This is a genomic window from bacterium (assembly GCA_023150945.1).
Taxonomy (GTDB): domain Bacteria; phylum Zhuqueibacterota; class Zhuqueibacteria; order Zhuqueibacterales; family Zhuqueibacteraceae; genus Coneutiohabitans.
Genome location: JAKLJX010000024.1, coordinates 69137 through 92630, shown reverse-complemented (window position 1 = coordinate 92630; position 23494 = coordinate 69137). Strand labels below are relative to the sequence as shown.

Below are 23494 nucleotides of genomic sequence, written 5' to 3'. Positions count from 1 at the left end.
GGGGATTGTCTTGCGACCCGCATATCATATGAATCAGCGTAACCGTGCACCAGATACAGACCGCTGCGCGCATCATCGCATCATCAAATGAGGAGATTCAGCCATGGATGAAGATTTTTTGAACGAATTTCGCCAAACCATCGAGTCAGCGGAAAAGAAGCTGCTGGCCATTTCAGAAGCGCAGAGTGAGATTCGCCTGGCGCCGGAGAAGTGGTCGGCGCGCGAGCTGCTGGGCCATTTGATCGATTCCGCCGGCAACAATCACCATCGTTTCGTGCTGGCCCAGCTTTCGGAAGATCTGGTGTTCCCGAGCTATGATCAGGACAAGTGGGTGGAGGTGCAAAAGTATCAGCAGGCTTCCTGGCCGCTGCTGGTGCAGCTTTGGAAGGCCTACAACCTGCACTTGCTGCATGTGATGACGGTGACGCCCGATGAAACGCTGCGCAAAAGAAGAAGCAAGCACAACTTGTATGAGATTGCCTGGCGGCCGGTGGAAAAGCGCGTGCCCATCAGTTTGAAATACCTCATGCGCGACTATTTGTATCACTTGCAGCATCACCTCAATCAGATCTTCGCGCTCAGCGCCGCGCATTCCTGAGCATGGTGCGTTTGGCGCAAATCGGCGCAGGCTACTGGGGTCGCCATCTGCTGCGCAACTTTTTGGAGGCGGAAGGCGCGCAGGTGACCATGGTGTGCGATCACAACCCGGCATCTCTGGCCGCGCTCGCCAAAAGACATCCCGGGCTGATTTGCTGCCGCGAGGCCCGCGAGGTGTTTGCGGCCGCGGAACTCGAGGCCGTGGCAATTGCCACCCCGCCCGATTCGCATTTTGCGCTCGCCCAGCAGGCGCTGGCGGCCGGATTGCATGTGTTCGTGGAAAAGCCGCTGGCGCCTTCCGTGCGCGAGTGCGAGACCCTCGTGGAACTGGCGCAGTCCCGGCAGCGCGTGTTGATGGTGGGGCATACTTTTCTCTATGATGCGGCGGTGCAGCGCATCAAGGCTTATTTGCAGGAGGGACTGGCCGGCGAGATTTATTACATCACCTCGCGGCGCTTGAACCTCGGCATTGTGCGTCGCGAAGTCGATGCCATGTGGAATCTCGCCCCGCATGACTTGTCGATCATCCTGCACTGGCTGGGAGAATCGCCGGTGGCGATCGCGGTGCACGGCAACGCCTACCTGCAGCCCGGCATCGCCGATGTGGCTTTCCTGCATCTGCGCTTCGCCAGCGGCGTTGCGGCTCACATTCAAGTGAGCTGGCTGGATCCCAACAAAGTCCGGCAGATGACCATTGTCGGCGCGCAGAAGATGATCGTCTATGATGACGTGCATCCCGATCACAAGATTCAACTCTTCGACAAAGGCATCACCCGCCACAATCTCGCCGCGCACTTGGGGGAGTTTGACACCTTCGGCGCCTTTCAGCTCATTCGCCGCGCCGGCGATTTGTTGATTCCCAAAGTCGACCTGCTCGAGCCGCTCAAGGCGCAGTGCCAGCATTTCATCGATTGCATTCGCGCCAACCAACGGCCGCTGAGCGACGGCGAGAACGGCCTGGCCGTGGTCAGAATTCTCGCAGCAGGCAGCCGCTCGTTGCAGCGCGGCGGTGAGTGCGTGCAAATTTGACAGTTTTGTCGCAACGCTTTTTTCCAATCTTGCCTTTCTGCTGCGCCCGGCTTATCTTGCCGCCGGCAATGACGCCAAAGGCAGCGAGGTGAAAGTGGCCACGGAGAGGCAGAGGTTTTTTGCCGCTGACAATTACACCATTCTTCCCCATGTGCAACTGGGCGACGGCACCGTGGTGCAGCCGTACTGCCTCATCGGCCTGCCGCCGGCAGCGGCCGGCGAAGAGGCGGGGGCGACCCTCATCGGCGCCAACAGCCTGCTGCGTTCCCACACGGTGATCTACGCCGGCAACACGATCGGCGCAAATTTCCAAACCGGCCATCACGTGATGATTCGCGAATACAACACCATCGGCGACCAAGTGAGCGTCGGCACCGGCACGGTCATCGAACATCACGTGCGGATCGGCAACCGGGTGCGCATTCACTCCCAGGCTTTTGTGCCGGAATACTCCGTTCTCGAAGACGATTGCTGGATCGGACCGAACGTGGTGTTGACCAACGCCTTGCACCCGCTGTGCCCCGAAGTCAAGCAATGCCTGAAAGGCCCGACCATTGGCCGCGGCGCCAAGATCGGCGCGAATGCCGTGCTGCTGCCGGATATTGTGATCGGCGCCGGCGCGTTGATCGGCGCGGGCAGCGTGGTGGTGGAGAATGTGCCGGACCATGCCGTGGTGGCAGGCAATCCCGGCCGCGTGATCAAGACGATTGCGGACCTGACCTGCCCTTATGATTTGATCGCCAGACCTTATTGAATTCAGCCGCCCGGGATTTGATATGCGATAAAGCCCGGACGGAGACGCAGCCCGCGAAATGAAAGGCCATGTCATTCTGGTTTTGCGGGATTCACACTCAAGCGATGCAGGAGGCATTCATGCAAGCGAGTCAACCGGACGCCGTGCCGGCGGCCGTACCGTTTCTTGATCTGAAGGCACAGTACCGCAGCATCAAAGACGAAATTGCCGCGGCGATCCAGCCGGTTTTGGAAAATTGTGATTTTGTCGGGGGCGCCGCGGTGGAGGCGTTCGAGCGGAACTTCGCGATGTTCTGCCAAACCGCGCACGCGGTCGGCGTCTCCAACGGCGCGGATGCGCTTTATCTCGCGCTGCGCGCTTTGGAGATTGGCCCGGGCGATGAAGTGATCACCGTGCCCAACACTTTCATCGCCACGGCCTCGGCCATCACCCGCACCGGCGCCACGGTTCGCTTTGTCGAGGTCGATCCGGCAACGCTCGAGATGGATGCCGGCAAACTCGAGGCCGCGATCACGCACCGCACGCGCGCGCTCATGCCCGTTCATCTCTACGGCCAAATGCCGGATATGGACGCGATTCTGGCGATGGCGGCACAGCATCAAATTCCGGTGATTGAAGATGCCGCGCAGGCGCATGGCGCCACCTTCCGCGGCCGCGTTGCCGGCAGCATGGGAGTTACCGCCTGCTTCAGTTTCTATCCCGGCAAGAATCTCGGCGCTTATGGCGATGGCGGCGCGGTGGTTACCAACGATGCGGAATTGGCGAATCGCCTGCGCCGGTTGCGCGATCAGGGCCGCGAGACGAAGCATGAGCATTTGATGATCGGCTACAATCATCGTTTGGATACGCTGCAAGCTGCGGTGCTCGAGGTCAAACTGCGCCACTTGCCGCAGTGGAATGCGCGCCGTCGTGAAATTGCCGCGCTCTACCGCCAGTTCTTGCAGGATTGTCCGGCGGTGCGGCCGCTGGCCGTGGCGCCCGGCCAGGAGGCGGTTTATCATCTTTTCATTGTGCAGGTCGAGCAGCGCGAGCGCCTGCAGGAAAAGTTGAAGCAACAGGGCATTGCCACCGGCATTCATTATCCGATTCCCCTGCATTTGCAGCCCGCCTACGCCCATTTGGGATTGCGGCGCGGCACTTTTCCGGTTTCTGAAGCGGCGGCTGAACGCGTGTTGAGCCTGCCGATGTACGCGGAGATGAGTAATGCCATGGTCGAGCACGTTGCCGTTGCCTTGCGCACGGCAGCACTTGCGTGAACGGCACAGCCGCCAGCCAGCTTGCCGGCCTAACCGCGTCTTGGCGCGCCTGGACGCCATGCCCGCCATTTGCGCATGAATGGCGCCGGCCTGCGCGTCTTGATCGTGTCGGAATTCTATCCCCATCCGGCGCAACCGCACGAGGGTGTCTTCGTTCGCGAACAACTTGCGCATTTGCTCGGCTGTCAGACTGCGGGAGTGATCGCGCCCGCGGTCTGGTATCCACCGCTGCCGCGCTATCGGAACCTGCGCAGAGTACAGCCTGCCGGCGGCAGACACGACGAAGCCGGCCGGCTGGTTTTGCGTTTGCGCGTGCCTTATGTGCCGCTGGTCGCGGAGCGCTGCGCCCCGGCAGAATTCCAGCGGCGCGCCGCGGCGGCAATCCGGCAGCATCATCTGCAATTCGATTTGATTCACGCGCACTGGGCCTATCGCAGCGGCTGGGTGGCAAGCAGACTGGCGCGGGAATTCGGCCGGCCGTTGGTGTTGACCACGCAAGGCTCGGACCTCAATGTCTGGCGTCACGCGCCCCGCAAGCGGCCGCAGATTCTCGCCGCGCTGCATGCCGCTGACGCCATCATTGCGCTGAATGATCACATGCGCGCAGACATTCTGGCAGAAGGCCTCGCGCCCGCGAAAGTGTTTGTCATCCCGCAGGGCGTTGATTGCCACGCCTTCCAGCCAACTCCCGATGCGTCGCGCACGCTGCGACCGCCGCAGTTCGCCTCCGCGTTCGTGCTGCTCTGCGTTGCCAACCATCATCACGTGAAAGGCATTGATGTGCTGTTGCGCGCGCTGGCGCAAACGAGCGGAGACCTGATGCTTGTGTTGGTGGGCGCCGGTCCCGAAACCCGAGCCTTGCGATCGCTGGCACACGCGCTGGGTTTGCGTGCGCGGATTTTCTTTGCGGGCGCGCAACCTCCGGAGACGATCCCGCATTGGATCAACGCCGCCGAGGCCGTGGTGATTCCCAGCCGCAGCGAAGGTGGGCCGGCGGTCTTGCTGCAGGCACTGGCGTGCGGCAAGCCGGTGGTGGCAACGGCGACCGGCATGGCGCCTGCTGTCCTCACCGATGAACGAAGCGGTTTGCTGACGCCGGTTGAAGATGAGAAATCTCTGGCGCGGGCATTGGAACGTGCCCGCGAGCAGCAATGGGACTCCGGCCATCTCCGGCAGCAAGCTTTGCCGTACCGTTGGGAGGAAATCGGGCGGCGCATCGTTGCAGTCTACCGTCACGTTTTGCGGAGGGAATAAATGCAGTCCCACGTCACCAATCTGGAGTTGCCGGCGGAGGTGATGCAGGCGATGGGCGAGGCCTGTGTGCGGACCGTGGTGCAACACATTGTTGATCTGCCTCACTCACCGCGCGCCAATCTCGCCAATGCCGCGGCAATCGCGCACTCTCTGCGTGAGCCGCCGCCTGAAACCGGCACGGCTTTCGCGGAGTTGTTACCCTTCTTGATGGAAAAAATCATTCCGGTCTCCATCAATGCGGCGCATCCCACCTACATGGGCTACATTCCCGGCGGCGGCCTTTATCCCTCAGCGTTGGCGGATCTACTGTCAGCGGCCACCAATCGCTTTGTCGGCGCCTGGTTCGGCGCGCCCGCGGCCGCCCGGCTCGAGACCAATGTGCTGGAGTGGTTCGCGCAGTGGATGGGTTATCCTGCCACCGCCCGCGGCATTCTCACCAGCGGCGGTTCGCTGGCAGGCTTCAGCGCCATCGTCACCGCGCGCCATCATTTGCTCGGCGACGAGATCGGTGACGGTGTCATCTATGCTTCGACCCAAACGCATCATTCGCTCGTGAAAAGCGCGATGCTGGCGGGCCTGCGCGAGCGCAATCTGCGGCTGCTCGAGGCGGACCGGCGGTTTCGCGCCGTGCCCGAGCGTTTTGAAGATGCCATCAAAGCCGATCGCGCCGCCGGGCTGAAGCCGTTTCTGCTCATTGGCAACGCCGGCACGACCAACACCGGCGCGGTCGATCCGCTCGCAGATCTCGCCCAACTCTGCCGCAAACACTCCCTGTGGTATCACATCGATGGCGCGTACGGCGGCTTTTTCAATTTGTGTGAAGAGGGCCGGCGCAAGCTTCGGGGCCTCGAGCAGTCGGATTCGCTCGTACTCGATCCGCACAAAGGCCTGTTTGTGCCCTACGGCTGCGGCAGCTTGCTGGTGAAGGAAGGCGAATTGCTGCGGCGCGCTCACATGCTCACCGCGGAATACATGCAGGATCAATTCACGCCGCCGGGAGAAGTCAATTTCACCGATCATTCGCCGGAGCTGTCGCGTTCGTTTCGCGGCTTGAAGGTGTGGCTGCCGCTGAAGCTGTTTGGCGTGCAAGCGTTCCGTGAAAACCTCGCGGAAAAGCTGCGCCTGGCACGCTGGCTCTATCAACGCTTTTTGGAAGCGCCCGGCTTCGAATGCCTAGCCGAGCCTGATCTCTCGGTGGTGGCGTTCCGCTATCGCCCACGGCGCGGTCAGGTCGATGACTTCAACCGCCGGCTGCTGCAATATATCAACAACAGCGGCAGGCTTTTTCTCTCCAGCACGCTGCTCAACGGCGAGTTCGTGATTCGCGCCTGTGTGCTCAGCTTTCGCACGCATCAGGTCGAGGTGGAGGAGGCGTTCGAGGTGATTGCCACGGCGGCAAAGGAATTGGAAAGTGAAACCTCCAGCTAGGAAGACGGGATGATTTCTGCACAACGACGCCAAGTCGCACACCTGTTCCTTTTCATGTCACTCTGCAAGGGTTTTCCCAATACCGGGGCCGTGCCCAGCGCTGGGAAGATTCTTGCGATCATGACATCAAGTGCAGCCGCGCTGTCGCATTTGGCATCCACCCACGTGTCCGCCATGCGGCAAGCCTCTGCGGCCAGCTTGCAGCGCAGGGGGGGCAGTTTTGTGAAGGGTTGAGGCGGTGAAGAATAGAGGAGGTTGGGAGAAGATGGGCTTGGCTGCGAGTGCTGCACAAGACTCAACCAGATGAAACATAACTTGCAGGGCCTTTTATGAATCCTTTCATTGCCAGCCGCGCGCAATTTCCCGCGCTGCAATTGCGGGACGCCGCCGGCCGGCCCGCGATTTACTTCGACGGCCCGGGCGGCACCCAGGTACCGCAGTCCGTCATCACTGCGATGGCCGGGCACATCATTCACAATTACTCCAATACCCACGGCGCGTTCGCCACCAGCCGCGGCACGGACGAGACGATTCACGCGGCGCGCACCGCGCTGGCTGATTTTCTCAACGCGCGCTCGCCCGACAACATTGCCTTCGGCGCGAACATGACTTCGCTCACCTTTCACCTCAGCCGCAGCCTGGGCCGCGCGCTCCAGCCCGGCGACGAAGTCATTCTTACCCGCCTGGATCATGATGCCAACGTTGCGCCCTGGCTGGCGCTGGCAGAACAAGGCGTGACGATCAAGTTTCTCGATTTCCATCCCGAAGACTGCACGCTCGCCGAGGAGCAGCTCGAAGCGCTGCTTTCACCGCGCACCAAACTGGTCGCCGTGGGCTATGCCTCGAACGCAGTGGGCACCATCAATGATGTCGCCCGCATCATCTCCCGGGCGCATGCCGCCGGCGCACTGGTTTATGTCGATGCCGTGCACTTTGCGCCACACGGCCCGATTGACGTGCAGGCTCTTGACTGCGATTTCCTCGTGTGCTCAGCCTACAAATTTTTCGGGCCGCATGTCGGCGTGCTCTATGGGAAACATGAGGTGATGGACCGGCTGCCGGCCTACAAAGTCCGCCCGCAGGAACCAACTCCGCCATACAAATTCGAAACCGGGACACTGAATCACGAAGGCTTGGCGGGAACCGTGGCGGCAATCGACTATCTGGCGCAACTCGGGCGGCAGACCGGCGCCTCAGCGGAGGAGACACGCTGGCAGGGTAGAAGGCGTGATTTGAAAGCGGCGATGAGGGCGGTGCAGGCATACGAACACCGCCTCGCGCAGAAGCTCATTGCCGGCTTGCAGACGATTCCCGGCGTGCGTGTGTTCGGGATCACCGATCCCGGCCGTTATTCCCAACGCACGCCCACGGTCGCACTGCGCATGGAGAAACACACACCGCGAGAAGTTGCCGAACGCCTGGGCGAAGAGAACATCTATGTGTGGGACGGCGATTTCTATGCGGTCGAAGTGATCAAGCGCTTGGGCTATGCAGACAAAGGCGGCGTCGTGCGCATCGGTCTGGTGCACTACAACACCGAAGAGGAGATTGATCGCCTGTTGGCCGTCCTGCAAACGTTGGTGTGAAAAAGATGCTGGTTGCCGGCTTTCTCGCTCCTCTAATTGAGCGCCGGCAACCAGTTTTCAGTGATCAGTAATCAATATCCAGCATCCAGCACCCAGTATCCAGCATCCGTATCCGGCATCAAGCATCCAGTATCAAGCATCCAGCATCCAGCATCCAACATCAAGCATCCAGCTTCCTGTATCCAGCTTCCTGTATCCAGCTTCCTGTATCCAGCATCCAGCATCCAGCATCAGATATCGACCAGCGTGTGTTCCCGGCCGGCATTTTCCTTTTTCAAATAATCCAGCAAGGGCGCAAAGTAACGCAACATGGCTTTCGCGCTCAAGTCCTCGCCGGTCTTTTCCTTCAGCACTTCCCGCCAATCACGGCTGGCGCCGGGCTGCATGATGTCTGCCAGGAATTTGCCCACCTCTTGATTGCCGTAGTAGTTTGTCGCGTGCGGATCCTGCTGCAGAATCTTGGTGGCGATGTGATCGTGCAGTTGATAAAGCAGAATGAAGGACAACGCATAGTCATAGTACTGCGCGGCGTCATCGTTGATATGCGTCTTGGAAGCGGCGTCACAATATTCCTCTCCGCGCGGGCCGGGCGGCACAACGCCCTGGTATTTTTCCGCCAATTCCCACCAGCGCTGGTTGTATTGCTCCTGCGGCAGGTTCTTCGCATACAGCTCATGCTCGAAGCGCGACATGGTGCCCGCCGAGAACGGGATGAAGACGATGTAATTCAGCGCCTCCTTGAGCAGCGTCTGCATTTCATCGCTCTGCGCCTGCGCCGGCAGCAAACCGCGGCTTTGCAGGAAGGGCTTTTGCATCGAGGCCAGTCCCAGCATGCTGCCGATGGCCTCATGATAAGCGCGATTGGCGCCCTCACGCAGCAGCGGCGGCACCTGGTCGTTGGTGTAGCTCATGTAATAGTAAATGTGGCCCAGCTCATGGTGCGTGGTTTCGTACCACTCCGCGTTGGGTTCGATGCTCATCAGCGAGCGAATGTCCTGCTCCAGATCGAGATGCCACGCCGAAGCATGATTGTTCTTCTTGTAGGGCGCGTCCGCCGGCAGGGGATAGAGGGACGACTTCTCCCAAAAGCTCGCGGGCATTCTAGCGAAGCCCAGGCTGACGTAGAACTCTTCCGCCTGCTGCACAATCCATTCGGCGGACTTGTCCTTGAGCGCCGCATCGAGATCGAAGCCGGCGACGTTGATCATCGGACTCCAATCTTGCGCCCAACGGTTGGGCAGCCAGTGGGCGGGCAGCAACGCGGGCACGGGCACGCCATATTTTTTCGCCAGCTCATAGCGCGCATAGGTGTGCAGCTCGCGATAGAGCGGCCGCAGCTCACGCACGAGATCGTCCATCAGCGCCATCATCTCGTCGACCGTCATGCCGTAATCCGACACCTGATAGCTGAAATAATCCGCATAGCCCAAAGCCTGCACTGTTTGGTTGCGCAAGCGCTGCAGGTTTGCCAGGCCGTCCTTGAGCTGTTTGCCGACTTCCTTGGAAGCCTCCCAAGCTTGCAGCCGTTGGTTCAAATCCGTCGAGGTTTTCAGCAGATTGTCGATCTCATTCGTGGTCACCGGTTTGCCGGCAATCTGAAACGTGAAGCCGAAGAGTTGCTCGGTTTGCGCGGCCTCCGCGGCAATGCGCGCCTTCACGACCTCGGCCACGGTCTGCGGCTTGTCGGCCGCTTTGTAGAGAATCATCTGCAGTTGCTTGACCTGCAGCGGCGTCAGCTTGTCGCGCTCTTTCAAAAAGTGACGCGCCTTTTCGATGTTTGCCACGCTGCCGGTGAAGGCGGCCAGGGCTTCGTTGGCCACGCGCGTGTTGTGCGCATTGGTGGTGTCACCTTCGACGATTTTGGTATTCGAAGCCCACTCCGCCTGCGCGGAGGCATATGACAGTTCTTTGAATCTTGCCGTGTAGTCGTCAAGAAATTCCTGCGCCTGCGATTGCAGGGCTTGCGGCGAGGGCGCGCACGCCGCCAGCAGCATCATTCCGGCCAGCAAGAGAAAAGTCTTCATCATCGTTTCCCTTCGATTAGTCACTAAAGAGTAAACTCGTTGCAAAAAGCAAAGATCTGTTCGGTGGTTGCTTTCTCGACCTGTATTGATGCGGGTTTTGTGTCAATTCTGAAAATCTCGGACTTTTTCCACTTTGAGCGAAAGAATTCACGCCGAGAAGCAAAGCCGCAAAGATTTCCCAATCATTTTCTACCGGCGGTTCTGAAAGACAAAACTCGAGTCTTTTCTATGCGTGGCTTTGCGGTCGCTTCTGCCTTCTTTGGCTCCGGTTCGTTCGGGCTGGGTGAATACTTCTCATGAACTCGGTGCAAGATTGGGAATCGCTGCTCAAATGTCAAGGACAACGGCCTGAGCCGCGGTGCCGCGCGCGCCTCAACAATTCCCTTGCTTTTGAAAGCTTCCGTGTTAGCTTGCTTGTCGATCTTGATATCAAATCCAGCGTGAGGAAGGGAACCGGGATGACTATCCAACCACGAACCTGGCGGTTGCAGTTCTCATTTCTTACCCTCGTTTGGCTTTTCTGCTTTGCCTCTGCCGCAGCCTCCGGCAGGCTTGCCCCTCGTCCTGATTATCTCAGCATTGCCACTGAACTCGAGCGCGTCATCCAGCACGAAATGGACGGCAAAAACCTGCCCGCGCTCGCGATTGCCCTGGTCGATGACCAGGCGATCGTGTGGGCGCGCGGCTTCGGCTGGGCCGATCCCGACCGCAAGATTCCGGCGAGTACCGAGACGGTTTTTCGCGTCGGTTCGGTGTCGAAATTGTTCACCGACATTGCGATCATGCAACTGGTCGAAGCCGGTCGCCTTGATCTCGATGCCCCGGTGACCGCCTACCTGCCGGAGTTTCAGCCCCGCAACCCATTCAAACAACCCATCACTTTGCGGCAACTCATGTCACACCGCGCGGGATTGGTGCGCGAGCCGCCGGTGGGCAGTTACTTCGATCCCTCCGAGCCTGCGCTGGCGGCCACCGTGCAGAGTCTGCATGCCACTACGCTGGTTTATGAGCCGGGAACGCGCACCAAGTATTCGAATGCCGGCATCTCGCTTGTTGGTTATGTGCTCGAGCGCGTGCAGGGCGAACCGTTTGCGGCCTACATGCAGCGGGCGGTGTTGCAGCCGATGGGATTGCAGCACAGCTCCTTTGCGCCCGATGCCAGCGTGATCAAGTCACTCGCGCGAGCCTACATGTGGGGTTATGACGAGCGCGAATTTCCCGCGCCGACGTTTGAGTTGGGCCTGGTTCCGGCTGCCAATCTGTATGCCAGCGTTGCTGATCTCGCGCAATTTCTGCAAGTGTTGTTCAATGGCGGCCGCGCCGGCAAGGTGCAGATTCTCAAGCCCGAAACCCTCGAGCTGATGTACACGCCGCAGTTCGTGCCCGCCGGTCGCACGTATGGCTTTGGTCTCGGTTTTTTTGTGAGCGACTTCGCCGGCCATCGCCGCCTCGGCCATGACGGCGTGCTCTACGGCTTCGCGACGCAATTGAGCGCCCTGCCCGACGACAAACTCGGTGTCATTGCGGTGACCACCAGAGATTGCGCGAATACCGTCATTGACCGCATCGTCAGTCACGCCCATCGCCTCATGCTGGCGCAACGCGCCCACCAGCCGCTACCGTCATTTGTCTTCACGCAGCCGGTGGACTCGCTGCGCGGGCAGCAGCTTGCCGGCAGTTATGCCACCGGTGATGAACGCATCGAGTTGCTGGCGCGCAGTGGCAAATTGCTGATGTGGCGCGGCACGGTGTGCGCGCCGTTGCGCGCCCTGGGCGACACGCTGATCACCGACGGCAGCCTGGCTTTCGGCACGCGCCTGCTGGCCGTGGGCCACGACTCTCTGCTCATGGACGGCAAGGTGTTCCGCCGTGTGCCGGATCTTGCGCCGCCACCCGCGTCGGAGAAATGGCAGGGTCTGATCGGCGAATACGGCTGGGATCACAACACCCTCTACATTCTCGAACGAAACGGCCGCTTGCATGCACTGATCGAGTGGTTCTTCTCCTACCCGCTCACGGAAATTTCGGCCGAGGTGTTTGCCTTTCCCGATTACGGCCTGTATCACGGCGAGCAGCTCATTTTTGCGCGCGACGGTGAGGGGCTGGCCACCGAGGTGGAAGCCGCCGGCATTGTGTTCAAACGCCGCAAGCTCGGCGTGGAGCGAGGTGAGACCTTTCGCCTGACCCCGCTCAAACCGGCGGCAGAATTGCGCGCCGCGGCGTTGGCTGCGCAGCCGCCCGCCGAAGCCGGCAATGATTTTCTCACGCCTGATCTGGTTGATCTCGCCGGCCTCGATTCCACCCTCCAGTTCGACATTCGTTATGCTTCCACCAACAATTTCATGGGCGCGGTTTTTTACGATCACGCCAAAGCGTTGCTGCAGCGGCCGGCAGCGCAGGCGTTGCTGGCCGCGCATCGCAGCTTGAAAGCCAAGGGCTACGGTCTGTTGATTCACGACGCCTACCGTCCCTGGTTTGTCACCAAAATGTTTTGGGAAGCCACGCCCGCGGACAAGAAGATCTATGTCGCGGATCCTTCCCGCGGCTCGCGTCACAATCGCGGCTGCGCGGTTGATCTCACGCTGTATGAGCTGGCCACCGGCAAACCGGTGCCAATGGTGAGCGGCTATGATGAATTCTCGGTGCGCGCCCATCCTGATTATCCCGGCGGCACCAGTGCGCAGCGCTGGCACCGGGAATTGCTGCGCCGGACGATGGAGGCGCACGGCTTCACCGTTTATGAATTCGAATGGTGGCATTTCGATTACAAAGACTGGCGCAGATATCCGATCCAAAACACGCCGTTGGTCGTAGCGCCTGCAGGCGGAATCAAAGCCGAAATGATGCCACAATAACAATGTGAAGGAGGTTCGCCATGCTGAAAACGATACTGTCGTATCTCGGCGCTGCGATTATCGGGGCGGCGCTGGCGATTTGGCTGTGGCCGCGCGACAAAGTCACTGTCACCCTGCCGCCGGCGGAATCGTATGTAGACTCGCTTGCCACCGCGAAGTTCGAGACACGGCTGGCGGGCCTCACGCGCGTCTTTGCCGACGCGGGAGAGTATCAAGCCTTCATTGACTCGCTGAAAGCGAGCAATCGCGTGTATGTGCGCGTGCCCGTGCGCGTGCCGGGTGAATCTCGTATCGACACTGTCCAAGTCGCGGTGGATTGCCCGTGCGTGCCGGAAGCGCCCGGGCAGGAATTCAGCGCCCATCTCAAGCATACGTTCGCATATCCGGCCGGCGATACTTCGCTGGTGCGCGTGTCGGCGCGTTATGCCCAATTTGACTGGCCGCTCCATCCCTCGGGCGCGTTCAAGGATGTCAGCGTCTACATTCCCCCGGTTACCCGAACCGTCGAAGTCCCCAAGCCGCCTTCGGCATTTTTCCCGCGCTTCCTGGGAAAGGTGGTGTATTTCGGTCTGGGCGCGGGCGCCGGCTATCTAGTCTGCAAACTCTAAACCCTCGTTCTTGGGAACGAGACAACCCTGAGGAATTGAAATCATATGCAACCCATTTCCGCGGAAATAGTCGAAGCCACCTGGCAGAAAATGGCGACCATTCCTCCCAGCCAGGCACAAAAGCTGATTGAGCAAATGAGCCGGCAACAGCCGCTCATTCTTGCCTACTTGATGGCCACCGGCGAAGATCTGCTCAACCATGCCGAACGCGAGCTGCTGCTTTACATGGGTGTGGTCATTTGGCAAATGATGCAGCAAGGCGACAAGCGTCCGGCTTCGGTCACGGAAGCCATGCTGGAGGAAGTCGACCGGCGCAATCTCAGCATGCTCGAATACCTCGAAGGCGATTCCGAAGAAGAATTCCTCGGCACGGTGCAGGCGCTGATGGATTCTTACAACCAGCGGGAAGTGTTGCGCTATGCCGTCGAGACGCTCATGGAAGGTGATGAAGAAGACTTCGATGAAGAGTTCGAACTCGAGCAAGAAGATGAGCTCGAAGAGGAACATGAGCACGAACATGACGACGATATGGATGAGATTGAAGAAGATGAAGACGAAGACGATGAAGACGATGAACTTGACGACCAGCCTGACGGCATCGTGCGTGACGAGATGAAGGGGATGATGATGCTGTATCTGAAGACTGTGATCGATTGCCTGGATCAATAGGAGCGAGTGATGATCGCTTTCTTCAAAGCCCTGTGTTTGATTTGGAAGAATCGCCACCAGTTGGCCCGCCTGCTCGAGTTGTTGCCGCCCGCGCTGGCGGCGGCGGGAGAAAGCATGCAGCAGGCCGGGCAGGGCGCGATCAGCGCCGGCAACTTCATCAAGGGCGGGGACGGCGCGCCGGTGAATGCTCGCCAGGTGGTCGAGCAGGCCGCGGAAGCCCTCGCAGCCGGCAAGCAAAAAGTGGATGACACCGCCGATTTTCTCGAAGATGCCGGCAGCGAGATCGGCAAAGTGAAGGTCCCCACCGTGTCCTTTACCACCACTTCCATTCCCGTCGGTATCGGCTCGGTAGAAGTCGTGAACGGGATTACCCTGGCGCAAGCGAGCCTGTTCGGACCGGTGAACGATGCTCTTACCGACAGCGCTGAAAAGCTGCGCGCGGTGAGCACGCACCTGCAGGCCACGGCAGCCAACCTGCACAGCGCTGCCGCGGCGCTCAACGACGCCGGCAATGGTTTCAAGAGCGTGGGCAATTTTCTGATCAGCAGTGGCGGCGCTTTGAAACAAATAACGGAATGAGGCGGCGCGGCAGGCAAAGCATTGTCGGAATTTCTGAACGTGCGGTGTTCTGCGCAGCTTGTTTCCAGCGTGCTGCTGGCGGGTAATGCCGGACAGCGCCGGGGGAACGGTCGCAGACCTGGAGGACAGATGAAAACGCGTTTCTGGTGGTTTTTTGTCTTTGGGAGTTGTTGCATGCTGGCCTGCCAATCTCCGCAAAAAAAAGCCGAAGTCATCTATACCAACGCTTCCATCTGGACCGGCGTGCCGAATGCGCCGCGCGCACAGGCGATGGCGATCGGCAACGGAGAGATTCTGGCGGTGGGTTCTGCCGAGGAAATCACGGCGTGGCGCGGCGCGACCACCCGTGTTGTCGATCTCGCTGGCAAATTCGTGGTGCCCGGTTTCGTTGACAATCACACTCATTTCATGAGCGGCGGTTTTCAGCTTGCCAGCGTGGATTTGCGCGGCGCCCAGTCCCCGGAGGAATTCGCGCAGCGCCTGGCCGCGTTTGCGCAGAAGCTGCCCGCCGGCCGCTGGATCACCGGCGGCGATTGGGATCACGAAACCTGGGGCGGTGAGTTGCCGCGGCGTGACTGGATCGACAAGTTTACGCCGGATCATCCTGTGTTCGTCAATCGTCTCGACGGCCACATGGCGCTCGCCAATTCCAAGGCCCTGGCCCTGGCCGGCATCGATCGTCACACGCCTGATCCGGAGGGCGGCACGATCGTGCGCGAGGCCAAGACCGGCGAGCCAACCGGCATTCTCAAAGACGAGGCCATGTCACCGGTGTACCGCGTCATTCCCGCGCCCACGGCCGCAGAGCATGATGAAGCACTGGCGCGCGCCATGGCGCATGCGGCTGCGCTGGGTGTCACGCAAGTGCATGACATGGGCAGTTACGGCTGGACGGATCTCGAAACCTACCGTCGCGCACACGCCAACGGCGCGCTCTCGCTGCGCATCTACTCCTTCGTGCCGCTCGCCACCTGGCCGCGCCTGGCGGAGTTTGTGCAAGCGAATGGCCGCGGTGAGGCCTGGTTGCGTTGGGGGGGACTCAAGGGTTTTGTCGATGGTTCGTTAGGCTCGACCACGGCCTGGTTCTACCAACCCTATAACGACGCGCCCGCAACTTCCGGATTGTTGACCACCGACACGACGGCGCTGCGGCGCTGGATTCTCGCGGCTGATTCCGCCGGCCTACAGGTGGCCGTGCATGCCATCGGCGATCAGGCGAATGATTGGCTGCTCGATGTCTATGCGCAAGCCCTGGCGCAAAACGGCAGCCGCGACCGGCGCTTTCGCATCGAGCATGCGCAACATTTGACGCGCGCCGCGATTCCCCGCTTTGCCGAGTTGGGCGTCATCCCCTCGATGCAACCCTATCACGCGATTGATGACGGCCGCTGGGCGGAAAAACGTATCGGCCCGGAGCGCATCAAAACGACTTATGCGTTTCGTTCTCTACTCGATTCGAATGCGCCGCTTACCTTTGGATCGGACTGGACGGTCGCGCCGATTTCGCCGTTGTGGGGCATCTATGCCGCGGTGACGCGCCGCACGCTCGACGGCGCGCATCCCGACGGCTGGGTGCCCGAGGAAGAAATTTCAGTGGAAGAGGCGCTGCGCTGCTACACCGCTGGAAATGCCTATGCCGGCTTTCAAGAGAATGCCGCGGGTATTCTGGCGGCCAAGCGCCTGGCGGATTTTGTCGTGCTCTCCGAAGACCTGCTGGCCCTCGATCCGGTGCGCATTCCCGAAGTGGAAGTCTTGCGCACGGTCGTGGGCGGCCGCGAGAGTTTTGTGAAGCAGTGAGCGCGGCCACGGCTGCGATTGCGAATGCGAATGCTCAAATGAATGCCATGACGCTCATTCTGGGAATAGCTCTCCTTGGCGTGGCCGGTATCTTCGCGCTGCGCGTTGCGTGGTTGAAACGCAAGTTCGGTTTGATCCGCCGCACCGAGACGTCCGCCATTGCCGAGCTGCAATCCTGGGCTGAGGCCGGGCTGGCCGGCCGCAAGCTCGTCGAGGTGAAGGGCACGGTGGTGTGTGACCGGCCGCTGTTGGCGCTGCTCTCGGAAACACCCTGCGTCTTTTATGACCAACTGGTGGAATGGGAATTCGAAGAAGTGTTCTACGCGGATGATGAAAGGCAGAAGGTGAGCCACACCCGCATTGATTCTGAAGTGTTGGCGCAGCAACAGGAGCGTATTCCGTTTGAGGTGGACGATCATACCGGCCGCGTGCTGGTCGATCCCGAAGGCGCCGAAATCATCGCCGAGCAAACCGTTTCTGAAGTTGACTCAGACGCAGGCCTGCCGGATTCGGTCATCTCGCGTGGGGCGTTTTCTCTGGAGGCGCCGTGGCTCACGAGCTTGGAAGAACGGCAGCCGCGTGAATATCGTTTTCAAGAGCGCGCCCTGCCGGTGGGCGCGGCCGTGTACGTGCTGGCCGAGGCCGTTTTGCGCGACGGCGAACTGTGGCTGCAGAAACCCTCCGCGGGCGGCCGGTTTGTGATCAGCATCAAGTCCGAAGAAGAGCTGTTGGCAAGCGGCCAGCGCGGCATTATACTGGCGCGGGTGGCGGCGTGGTTGTGCGGCCTGCTGGGGTTGGCGGCCGTCATTTACAGTCTGGGCTGAGGCGCGAGCTTCGCTTTGCATCTCCGGCCGTGGGTGCGCAGCATGAATACACTCGAAAGCATGATACTTTAGGGGAGTGAGGAGCTTCAGCCACGGATCGACACGGATTCTCACGGATGAAGCCCAAACACGAAATCCGTGAGAATCCGTGTTCATCCGTGGCCCAGTCCTTCGGTTATTGTGGGGCCGTTTGCTGTGCTGGTCGCAATACTCGAGGGCCGCGCGTTGGAGGTTTTGCGGTTGCTTGCTCGGGGAGAAAACTCCAGAACCATCGCCCCGCGCCGCAACATCATGCGGCAAGCTCAAGCTCTATGGCGTGGCAGAGTTGGCGAAGTATCGTAATTCTCCGGAGAAGCGATCATGACCGCAAAGAGGTTTTAGCACACATTTCCAGCATGCCTTCGTTTGCCGGCTGGAAGCCTGCGTCATGTTCATGGGCAAGGAGCCGGTTTTGACTTTCTACAATGTGATCTACGGCTGGCGCCGCGTCGGCATGACTGCCATGGTCAAACGCTTCTTGCAGTGGAAGCGCCCTCACTATTTCCTCGCAGACAATTTTTCCTTTCATGCCAAAGAAAGGCAGTTCAAATAGGACCAGAACCACGCTCGAACCATCACCTCACCAGCTCGCTTTTCCCTTGTCGAGGGCGCGTGACTTTCGCCCGGAAGTCGCACCTCAAATCCACCTCACCAACAACCCACGGCCAAAAGGCTCAACAAGAAGTGACCGCACCAACGTGGACGGCTATGATTGGAACACTCTCTCTGGTTGGTCAGCTTCCAGTTCCCCCGCGCGCTGGGTGTCGGGGATCTTTGCTGCTGTGGCCCGGAGTGGGTTTACAAGAATTCATTGCCAAACGGCACCGAAACAATCGAGGAGGAAGGCCATGATCCTGCGTTGCCTGCTTTGTTGCCTGCTGCTGCTCATGGCGTTCTCGCCGCCGACCAAGTATGATGTCGTCATCCGCAACGGCATGATTTACGATGGCAGCGGCGCAGAGCCGTATGCCGGTGACGTGGCCATCAATGCCGATACCATTGCCGTACTCGGCCGGATCGAGAACGCGGCCGCCGCGCGGGAAATCGACGCCCGCGGCCTGGCGGTGGCGCCCGGCTTCATCAACATGTTGAGTTGGGCCACGGTCAGCCTGCTCGAAGACGGCCGCTCGCAGAGCGACCTCCGCCAGGGCGTGACGCTGGAGATTTTCGGCGAAGGATGGTCGGAAGGTCCGCTCAACGAGAAGATGAAGCAGGAGGTACTCGAACAACAGGGCGACATTCGCTATGAGGTAAGCTGGACTACACTCGGCGAATACTTGAACTACCTCGAGCAACGCGGCATTTCCACGAATGTGGCCTCTTTCGTGGGCGCCACCACGGTACGCATCCACGAACTCGGCTATGAGAACCGGCCGCCTACCGCGGCTGAGCTCGAGCGCATGAAGGCGCTCGTGCGGCAGGCGATGGCGGAGGGCGCATTGGGCGTGTCCTCTTCGTTGATCTACGCGCCCGCATTCTACGCGCAGACCGAGGAGTTGATCGAGTTGTGCAAAGTCGCATCGGAATATGACGGTCTCTACATCTCGCACTTGCGCAGCGAAGGCAACCGCTTGCTCGAGGCGGTGGAGGAGTTGCTGCACATCGCACGCAGCGCCGGTTTGCCTGCGGAGATTTATCATTTGAAAGCCGCCGGCCAGAGCAACTGGCACAAGCTCGATGAAGTAATCGCCAAGATTGAAGCTGCCCGCGCCCAGGGTTTGCGCATTACAGCGGACATGTACAACTACACCGCCGGCGCCACCGGCCTGGATGCCGCGATGCCGCCGTGGGTGCAGGAGGGCGGCTACCACGCCTGGGCGCAACGCTTGCGAGATCCTGCGCTGCGCCGTCGCGTGTTGGCAGAGATGACCACGCCCAGCGATGAATGGGAAAATCTCATGCTGCATGCCGGCCCGGAGAATGTTCTGCTGGTGGGATTCAAGGCGGATTCGTTGAAATATCTCACTGGGCAATCGCTGGCAGAAGTAGCGCAGCGACGCGGCAAAGCGCCGGCGGAAACCGCCATGGACCTTGTTATCCAAGATGGCAGCCGCGTCGAGGCGGTCTATTTTCTCATGTCCGAGGAGAATCTCAAGAAGCAGATGCGGCTGCCGTGGATGAGCTTTTGCTCGGATGCCGCCTCGCAGGCGCCGGAGGGGAATTTCCTGAAATCGAGTGTGCATCCACGCGCGTACGGCAGCTTCGCGCGGTTGCTGGGGAAGTATGTGCGGCAGGAGGGCGTGATCACTTTGCCGGAGGCGATCCGGCGGTTGACCGCGCTGCCGGCGGCCAATCTCGGATTGCCGCGCCGGGGCCTGCTGGCGCGCGGCAATTTTGCCGACGTGGTGATATTCGATCCGGCAGTCATTCAAGATCATGCCACCTACGCTCAGCCGCAGCAATACGCCACCGGCGTGGTGCATGTTTTCGTCAACGGCACGCAGGTGTTGCGTGATGGCGAGCACACCGGCGCGCGACCGGGGCGTGTGGTGCGCGGGCGGGGCGCGCAGGGAAGGTGAAGCAAGGGCGTTGTTTTTGGTGTTGAGTTTTTCTATATAGCGCAAGACGGAAAGACTCAATTCAACAGGTGGTGATCATGGTGCGGCCATATTTGAAACGAATCCAGATCCGCAATTACAAGAACATTGCGGCAACCGTCGTCGATCTTCAACCCGGGTTGACTGTTTTGGTTGGGCCGAATGGCGCTGGCAAAAGCAACTTTGTTGACGCGCTGTCGTTTGTGGCCGACTGCCTCAACTACTCCATTCATTTGGCTTTCAGAAACCGCGGCGGAGCTGCAGCCGTGCGGCGCAAGTCCGAACGGCGGCCGGGCAACCTCGGCTTGCGCTTCATCATCGTTCTTGGCGATGACGGTTGGGCAGACTATGCTTTTGAGGTCACATTTCGCACTGGAGGCGCGTTCGAGGTGGCAACCGAGCGCTGCGTCGTCGTGCCTGTGTTCGGACAGCGCCACGAATTCGAAGCAAAGAATGGCGTGTTTACCAAGCAGGTGCCTGATATTCGACCGCGCCTCGAACCGGACCGCCTGGCGTTGACCATCCTCTCAGCCACAGAAGAATTCCGGCCGGTATTCGATTTTCTGAGCAGTATTCGCCGTTATAATTTGCGCCCCGAAAGCATTCGGGAATTGCAGGATCCCGATCAGGGCGAAGGGACGAATCTGCTGCCTGATGGAAGAAACGCTGCCGCCGTCTTGCGGCGGATCATGGAGAGCGGCGGCAAGAACGGCCAGAACTATGAACGCATCTGTCATCTCCTGAGCAGGGTTGTACCCGGCGTTGTGAAAGTTGAGCCACAACCGCTCGGCCAGAAAGAGACGCTGCGATTCGCCCAGCAAGCGACAGAAAACAGGAAGTGGGATTTTGAAGCCTTGAACATGTCAGATGGAACGCTGCGGGCCTTGGGAATTCTGCTCGCCGTTTATCAGCCGCAAGCAGCGGCCCTTCTTGCCATTGAAGAACCGGAGTCCACGATTCATCCCGGTGCTGCCGAAATTCTGACGGATATTCTCCTGGATGGCACAAATCGTTCCCAAGTCGTCATAACGACGCACAGTCCCGAGGTCTTGGACAACAAGAAGATCACAGAAGACCAGGTTCTTGTCGCGGAGGCAGCGGAGGGAATCGCACAAATTACTCCTCTGCCCTTCGGTGCAAAAGAGGCGATCCGGCAAAAGCTGTACTCTGTCGGAGAATTGCTGCGCAGTGGAGAAGTGCGGGTGGATCGTGACCTTGCCAAACAACGCGCCCAACAGGTCGATCTGTTCGCTGAATTGGAGGGAATCTGAACGTGCCCACGATTGTCCCCATTGTCGAGGGGCATTCTGAAGTGGAATCCGTCCCAGTGCTGTTACGCAGGCTCCTGGCGGAACTGCGCCGCCTCGATGTCACCATCGCGCATCCCGTTCGAATTGGACGCCTCAAGATTTTGCGTCCCGGCGAGCTCGAACGCGCTCTACGCTATGCGCGCTTTCGTACAGAAGGATGCGACGCGATCCTGGTTGTGCTCGACGCCGATGATGATGCTCCCTGCAAGTTGGGGCCACAGTTGGTGACGCTTGCCGGCCAAACATTGGCAGAACTGCCGTGCAAAGTTGTTTTGGCGAAAAGAGAGCTTGAAAGCTGGTTTCTTGGCAGCATCGAATCGTTGCGCGGCAAACGCGGCATTGCCGACGATGCTGAGCCTGTCGAAGACCCCGAGGCGCCGCGCGACGCCAAGGGCCGCTTGGTGCAACTCATGACGGTCGGCCGAACCTATGTCGAAGTGGACGACCAACCCGCCCTCGCCGCAATCTTTGATATGCAAATGGCTCGGCGAAGATGCCCTTCCTTCGACAAGTTGGTGCGGGACGTGCAGGCTTTGCTCGAGCAACTTCAGCGCTTGGACTTTGTTTGACACCTGAGGGATTCGCAAGGGATTGGGTGAAGCAGCAAAAACGGCAATTTGCGCAGCACTCTATGTTCCTCACTCCATCACCCTCTCACGGCTGTTTGCCGTCCGCTTCCACGACAACTTCTGCGGCCGCTGTAAGCGTCACCGCCGCACTCCGGTAAGTCGCGGTCACGCGATAAGAGCCCGGAGCCGCGGCGACCATCATGCCGCCGGCTGAAATCGTGCTGCCTTCAGGTTGCAGTTCCCAACGCAGCCGCTGGCCCGCCAGCGGCAGGCGCCTGCCGCTGGTGGTTCTGATGTGGGCCAGGAGCAGTCGCGCCTGCCCCGGCTTCAAGCTGGCCTGGGTTGGATCAAGCTCAAGCTCAAGCCCTGCCGGCTGATGCACCACGACCCACGCTGAGTCGCTGATCACGCCATTCTTCACCACCACAAAGCCGGAGTCCACTTTTGTTCCCGCCCAAAATTGCCCCGGCGCATTGCTTTTTTCCAGCGCGGCCGGCACGCGCCAGATGATTTCATTCGGCGCAATTGCAATCGGATTGAAGAAGCTGTCCGTCAGTGAGATTTTGAAGCGCACGGAATCGCTGGTCAACGCTTCGACGCGCGGCGGCGATATTCTCAGATAAGCTGGTGAGCTGCCAACCGCAGAACAAAGCAGCAGCAGCGCATTGGCCACCGGCCGCTCACCGGCGAGATCACTGGGACGGTTGACCACTTCACCGCGCACCACCAGCGTGCTCGAACCGCCACCATCGAGATTGATGGCCTGGGTGCAGCCCAGCTCGCGGAGAAAGGCCGCCAATTCCGGCAGCGTCATCCCGATGCTGTAGCCCGGTTGCCGGCCATCCACCACGACAAAATACATGCGCTGGTTTGCTTCATCGAAGCCCACCGCCGTGCGGGGATGACGTTCGCTGGCAAACCCCTCGCGGTTGAATTCCCTCTCGTTTTCGATCGAGATAGCGCCATCGCGGATCAACCGCGGAGTGCCGCCGATCGCGGCAGCCGGTGGAAAAGGCAGATTCGAAGCCTGCCAGATGAGCCTCACCGTGTCGCCGGCGGCCAGCGCGCGCGCCATCCATGCCGCTGCCGTGCCGTGCGCCGAGAGAACATACAGGCTGTCGCTGATTATGCTGTTGCCCTGCGGCGTGGGCAACGAAGCCACCACGGCCGGCACTGTGTCATTGAGCGCGAATGTCACGAGCAGGCGCAAGGTCAACTCCTGGCCGTGCCGATTGGTGTTGGTCCGGTTTCCGAAGAACCGGTTATACATGATCAATTCATTTGCGCGGCGTTCGCGATTGACACCGGCCAGGCGATGGCTGCCGTTGCGCCGCGTCACCACCTGCCCACTGAGCTCCGTCACCGTGATCACCGGCTCCTGCGCCCGGCTGACCGCCAACACCGAGCGCGGATACGCGCCGTGCACGATCTCGCCGTTGCGAATCTGCAAATTGAGAGGGCGACCTTGCGCGGTGAAGAAGTCACCGTTGAGGGCCGCCACCACGCGGCTGCCGCTGCGGTCTTCGCGGCTCGCCATGCGGCTGGTCAATTCCAAGCCTTGGTCTGCCGCGCGAACGGTTTCGAGCCGGAGCGCGGGATGGCGATAATTGAAGTCCACCACTGCGATGGCCCAGGGCCCGGCCTCACGATAGATGCGGTAATGTTTCACGCCGGGGCCCACCTCGCGCGAGGACATCAGGCCTTCTGGAGGTTGTGCCAGCAGGGAGGGGGGAAGGAGGAGGAAAAGCCAGTGAGCAGGTCTGATGGAAAGCATGTCGG

20 protein-coding genes are annotated in these 23494 nt (G+C 60.2%); 18 read left to right on the top strand and 2 right to left on the bottom strand.

Features of this window, described 5'->3' with window-relative positions; genetic code table 11:
* The first annotated feature begins 103 nt into the window (after nucleotides 1–103).
* The 7 genes from L6R21_23485 (at nucleotide 104) to L6R21_23455 (ending at nucleotide 7904) form a co-directional block, all read left to right on the top strand.
* A complete protein-coding gene (locus L6R21_23485; GenBank protein MCK6562176.1) occupies nucleotides 104–598 on the top strand; it encodes a DinB family protein in 495 nt (164 codons plus the stop codon).
* 2 nt (nucleotides 599–600) lie between these two features.
* Nucleotides 601–1626, top strand: a complete 1026-nt coding sequence (locus L6R21_23480; protein ID MCK6562175.1) for a Gfo/Idh/MocA family oxidoreductase — start codon at nucleotides 601–603, stop codon at nucleotides 1624–1626.
* The gene (locus tag L6R21_23475; protein ID MCK6562174.1) at nucleotides 1607–2380 is read left to right on the top strand and encodes a transferase; all 774 of its coding nucleotides are present in this window, start codon (nucleotides 1607–1609) and stop codon (nucleotides 2378–2380) included. Before L6R21_23480 ends, L6R21_23475 begins: the two co-directional genes overlap by 20 nt.
* Nucleotides 2381–2499: 119 nt before the next feature.
* Nucleotides 2500–3636, top strand: a complete 1137-nt coding sequence (locus tag L6R21_23470; GenBank protein MCK6562173.1) for a DegT/DnrJ/EryC1/StrS family aminotransferase — start codon at nucleotides 2500–2502, stop codon at nucleotides 3634–3636.
* A 75-nt stretch (nucleotides 3637–3711) separates the two neighbouring features.
* On the top strand, nucleotides 3712–4890 hold the full coding sequence (locus L6R21_23465; protein ID MCK6562172.1) for a glycosyltransferase: 1179 nt from the start codon (nucleotides 3712–3714) through the stop codon (nucleotides 4888–4890).
* On the top strand, nucleotides 4891–6318 hold the full coding sequence (locus L6R21_23460) for an aminotransferase class V-fold PLP-dependent enzyme (protein ID MCK6562171.1): 1428 nt from the start codon (nucleotides 4891–4893) through the stop codon (nucleotides 6316–6318). It abuts the gene before it with no gap.
* 329 nt (nucleotides 6319–6647) lie between these two features.
* Nucleotides 6648–7904, top strand: coding sequence for a cysteine desulfurase-like protein (locus L6R21_23455; protein ID MCK6562170.1), 1257 nt, complete (start codon nucleotides 6648–6650; stop codon nucleotides 7902–7904).
* A gap of 230 nt (nucleotides 7905–8134) precedes the next feature.
* Here the strand turns inward: L6R21_23455 and L6R21_23450 are convergent, their stop codons facing one another.
* On the bottom strand, nucleotides 8135–9931 hold the full coding sequence (locus L6R21_23450) for a M2 family metallopeptidase (GenBank protein ID MCK6562169.1): 1797 nt from the start codon (nucleotides 9929–9931) through the stop codon (nucleotides 8135–8137).
* Nucleotides 9932–9967: 36 nt separating this feature from the next.
* Between L6R21_23450 and L6R21_23445 the strand changes: the two genes are divergently transcribed.
* The 11 genes from L6R21_23445 (at nucleotide 9968) to L6R21_23395 (ending at nucleotide 21715) form a co-directional block, all read left to right on the top strand.
* The gene (locus L6R21_23445; protein MCK6562168.1) at nucleotides 9968–10228 is read left to right on the top strand and encodes a hypothetical protein; all 261 of its coding nucleotides are present in this window, start codon (nucleotides 9968–9970) and stop codon (nucleotides 10226–10228) included.
* A 158-nt stretch (nucleotides 10229–10386) separates the two neighbouring features.
* Nucleotides 10387–12783 (top strand): serine hydrolase, encoded by a 2397-nt coding sequence (locus L6R21_23440; protein MCK6562167.1) that lies wholly within the window; start codon nucleotides 10387–10389, stop codon nucleotides 12781–12783.
* Between the two features lie 20 nt (nucleotides 12784–12803).
* On the top strand, nucleotides 12804–13391 hold the full coding sequence (locus L6R21_23435; GenBank protein MCK6562166.1) for a hypothetical protein: 588 nt from the start codon (nucleotides 12804–12806) through the stop codon (nucleotides 13389–13391).
* A gap of 45 nt (nucleotides 13392–13436) precedes the next feature.
* A complete protein-coding gene (locus L6R21_23430; GenBank protein ID MCK6562165.1) occupies nucleotides 13437–14060 on the top strand; it encodes a hypothetical protein in 624 nt (207 codons plus the stop codon).
* A gap of 9 nt (nucleotides 14061–14069) precedes the next feature.
* Nucleotides 14070–14639, top strand: a complete 570-nt coding sequence (locus L6R21_23425; GenBank protein ID MCK6562164.1) for a hypothetical protein — start codon at nucleotides 14070–14072, stop codon at nucleotides 14637–14639.
* A gap of 129 nt (nucleotides 14640–14768) precedes the next feature.
* On the top strand, nucleotides 14769–16436 hold the full coding sequence (locus L6R21_23420; GenBank protein ID MCK6562163.1) for an amidohydrolase: 1668 nt from the start codon (nucleotides 14769–14771) through the stop codon (nucleotides 16434–16436).
* Between the two features lie 38 nt (nucleotides 16437–16474).
* The gene (locus L6R21_23415; protein ID MCK6562162.1) at nucleotides 16475–17260 is read left to right on the top strand and encodes an E3 ubiquitin ligase family protein; all 786 of its coding nucleotides are present in this window, start codon (nucleotides 16475–16477) and stop codon (nucleotides 17258–17260) included.
* 427 nt (nucleotides 17261–17687) lie between these two features.
* A complete protein-coding gene (locus tag L6R21_23410) occupies nucleotides 17688–17852 on the top strand; it encodes a hypothetical protein (protein MCK6562161.1) in 165 nt (54 codons plus the stop codon).
* 295 nt (nucleotides 17853–18147) lie between these two features.
* Nucleotides 18148–19818 carry a D-aminoacylase gene (locus L6R21_23405; GenBank protein MCK6562160.1) on the top strand — a complete coding sequence of 557 codons (1671 nt, stop codon included), beginning with the start codon at nucleotides 18148–18150 and terminating at the stop codon, nucleotides 19816–19818.
* Between the two features lie 77 nt (nucleotides 19819–19895).
* Nucleotides 19896–21107 carry an AAA family ATPase gene (locus L6R21_23400; GenBank protein ID MCK6562159.1) on the top strand — a complete coding sequence of 404 codons (1212 nt, stop codon included), beginning with the start codon at nucleotides 19896–19898 and terminating at the stop codon, nucleotides 21105–21107.
* A gap of 2 nt (nucleotides 21108–21109) precedes the next feature.
* Nucleotides 21110–21715, top strand: coding sequence for a DUF4276 family protein (locus L6R21_23395; protein MCK6562158.1), 606 nt, complete (start codon nucleotides 21110–21112; stop codon nucleotides 21713–21715).
* 85 nt (nucleotides 21716–21800) lie between these two features.
* Here L6R21_23395 and L6R21_23390 read toward each other — a convergent pair whose 3' ends face one another.
* Nucleotides 21801–23411 (bottom strand): phosphodiester glycosidase family protein, encoded by a 1611-nt coding sequence (locus tag L6R21_23390; GenBank protein MCK6562157.1) that lies wholly within the window; start codon nucleotides 23409–23411, stop codon nucleotides 21801–21803.
* Nucleotides 23412–23494 lie beyond the last annotated feature (83 nt).

Excerpts from the sequence above, each read along its gene's own strand:
- L6R21_23400 (MCK6562159.1), top strand. The coding sequence starts at position 19,896 with ATGGTGCGGCCATATTTGAAACGAATCCAGATCCGCAATTACAAGAAC.
- L6R21_23430 (MCK6562165.1), top strand. The coding sequence starts at position 13,437 with ATGCAACCCATTTCCGCGGAAATAGTCGAAGCCACCTGGCAGAAAATG.
- L6R21_23425 (MCK6562164.1), top strand. The coding sequence starts at position 14,070 with ATGATCGCTTTCTTCAAAGCCCTGTGTTTGATTTGGAAGAATCGCCAC.
- L6R21_23440 (MCK6562167.1), top strand. The coding sequence starts at position 10,387 with ATGACTATCCAACCACGAACCTGGCGGTTGCAGTTCTCATTTCTTACC.
- L6R21_23465 (MCK6562172.1), top strand. The coding sequence starts at position 3,712 with ATGAATGGCGCCGGCCTGCGCGTCTTGATCGTGTCGGAATTCTATCCC.
- L6R21_23460 (MCK6562171.1), top strand. The coding sequence starts at position 4,891 with ATGCAGTCCCACGTCACCAATCTGGAGTTGCCGGCGGAGGTGATGCAG.
- L6R21_23420 (MCK6562163.1), top strand. The coding sequence starts at position 14,769 with ATGAAAACGCGTTTCTGGTGGTTTTTTGTCTTTGGGAGTTGTTGCATG.
- L6R21_23410 (MCK6562161.1), top strand. The coding sequence starts at position 17,688 with ATGTTCATGGGCAAGGAGCCGGTTTTGACTTTCTACAATGTGATCTAC.
- L6R21_23485 (MCK6562176.1), top strand. The coding sequence starts at position 104 with ATGGATGAAGATTTTTTGAACGAATTTCGCCAAACCATCGAGTCAGCG.
- L6R21_23470 (MCK6562173.1), top strand. The coding sequence starts at position 2,500 with ATGCAAGCGAGTCAACCGGACGCCGTGCCGGCGGCCGTACCGTTTCTT.
- L6R21_23455 (MCK6562170.1), top strand. The coding sequence starts at position 6,648 with ATGAATCCTTTCATTGCCAGCCGCGCGCAATTTCCCGCGCTGCAATTG.
- L6R21_23435 (MCK6562166.1), top strand. The coding sequence starts at position 12,804 with ATGCTGAAAACGATACTGTCGTATCTCGGCGCTGCGATTATCGGGGCG.
- L6R21_23390 (MCK6562157.1), bottom strand. The coding sequence starts at position 23,411 with ATGTCCTCGCGCGAGGTGGGCCCCGGCGTGAAACATTACCGCATCTAT.
- L6R21_23480 (MCK6562175.1), top strand. The coding sequence starts at position 601 with ATGGTGCGTTTGGCGCAAATCGGCGCAGGCTACTGGGGTCGCCATCTG.
- L6R21_23450 (MCK6562169.1), bottom strand. The coding sequence starts at position 9,931 with ATGATGAAGACTTTTCTCTTGCTGGCCGGAATGATGCTGCTGGCGGCG.
- L6R21_23405 (MCK6562160.1), top strand. The coding sequence starts at position 18,148 with ATGATCCTGCGTTGCCTGCTTTGTTGCCTGCTGCTGCTCATGGCGTTC.
- L6R21_23415 (MCK6562162.1), top strand. The coding sequence starts at position 16,475 with ATGAATGCCATGACGCTCATTCTGGGAATAGCTCTCCTTGGCGTGGCC.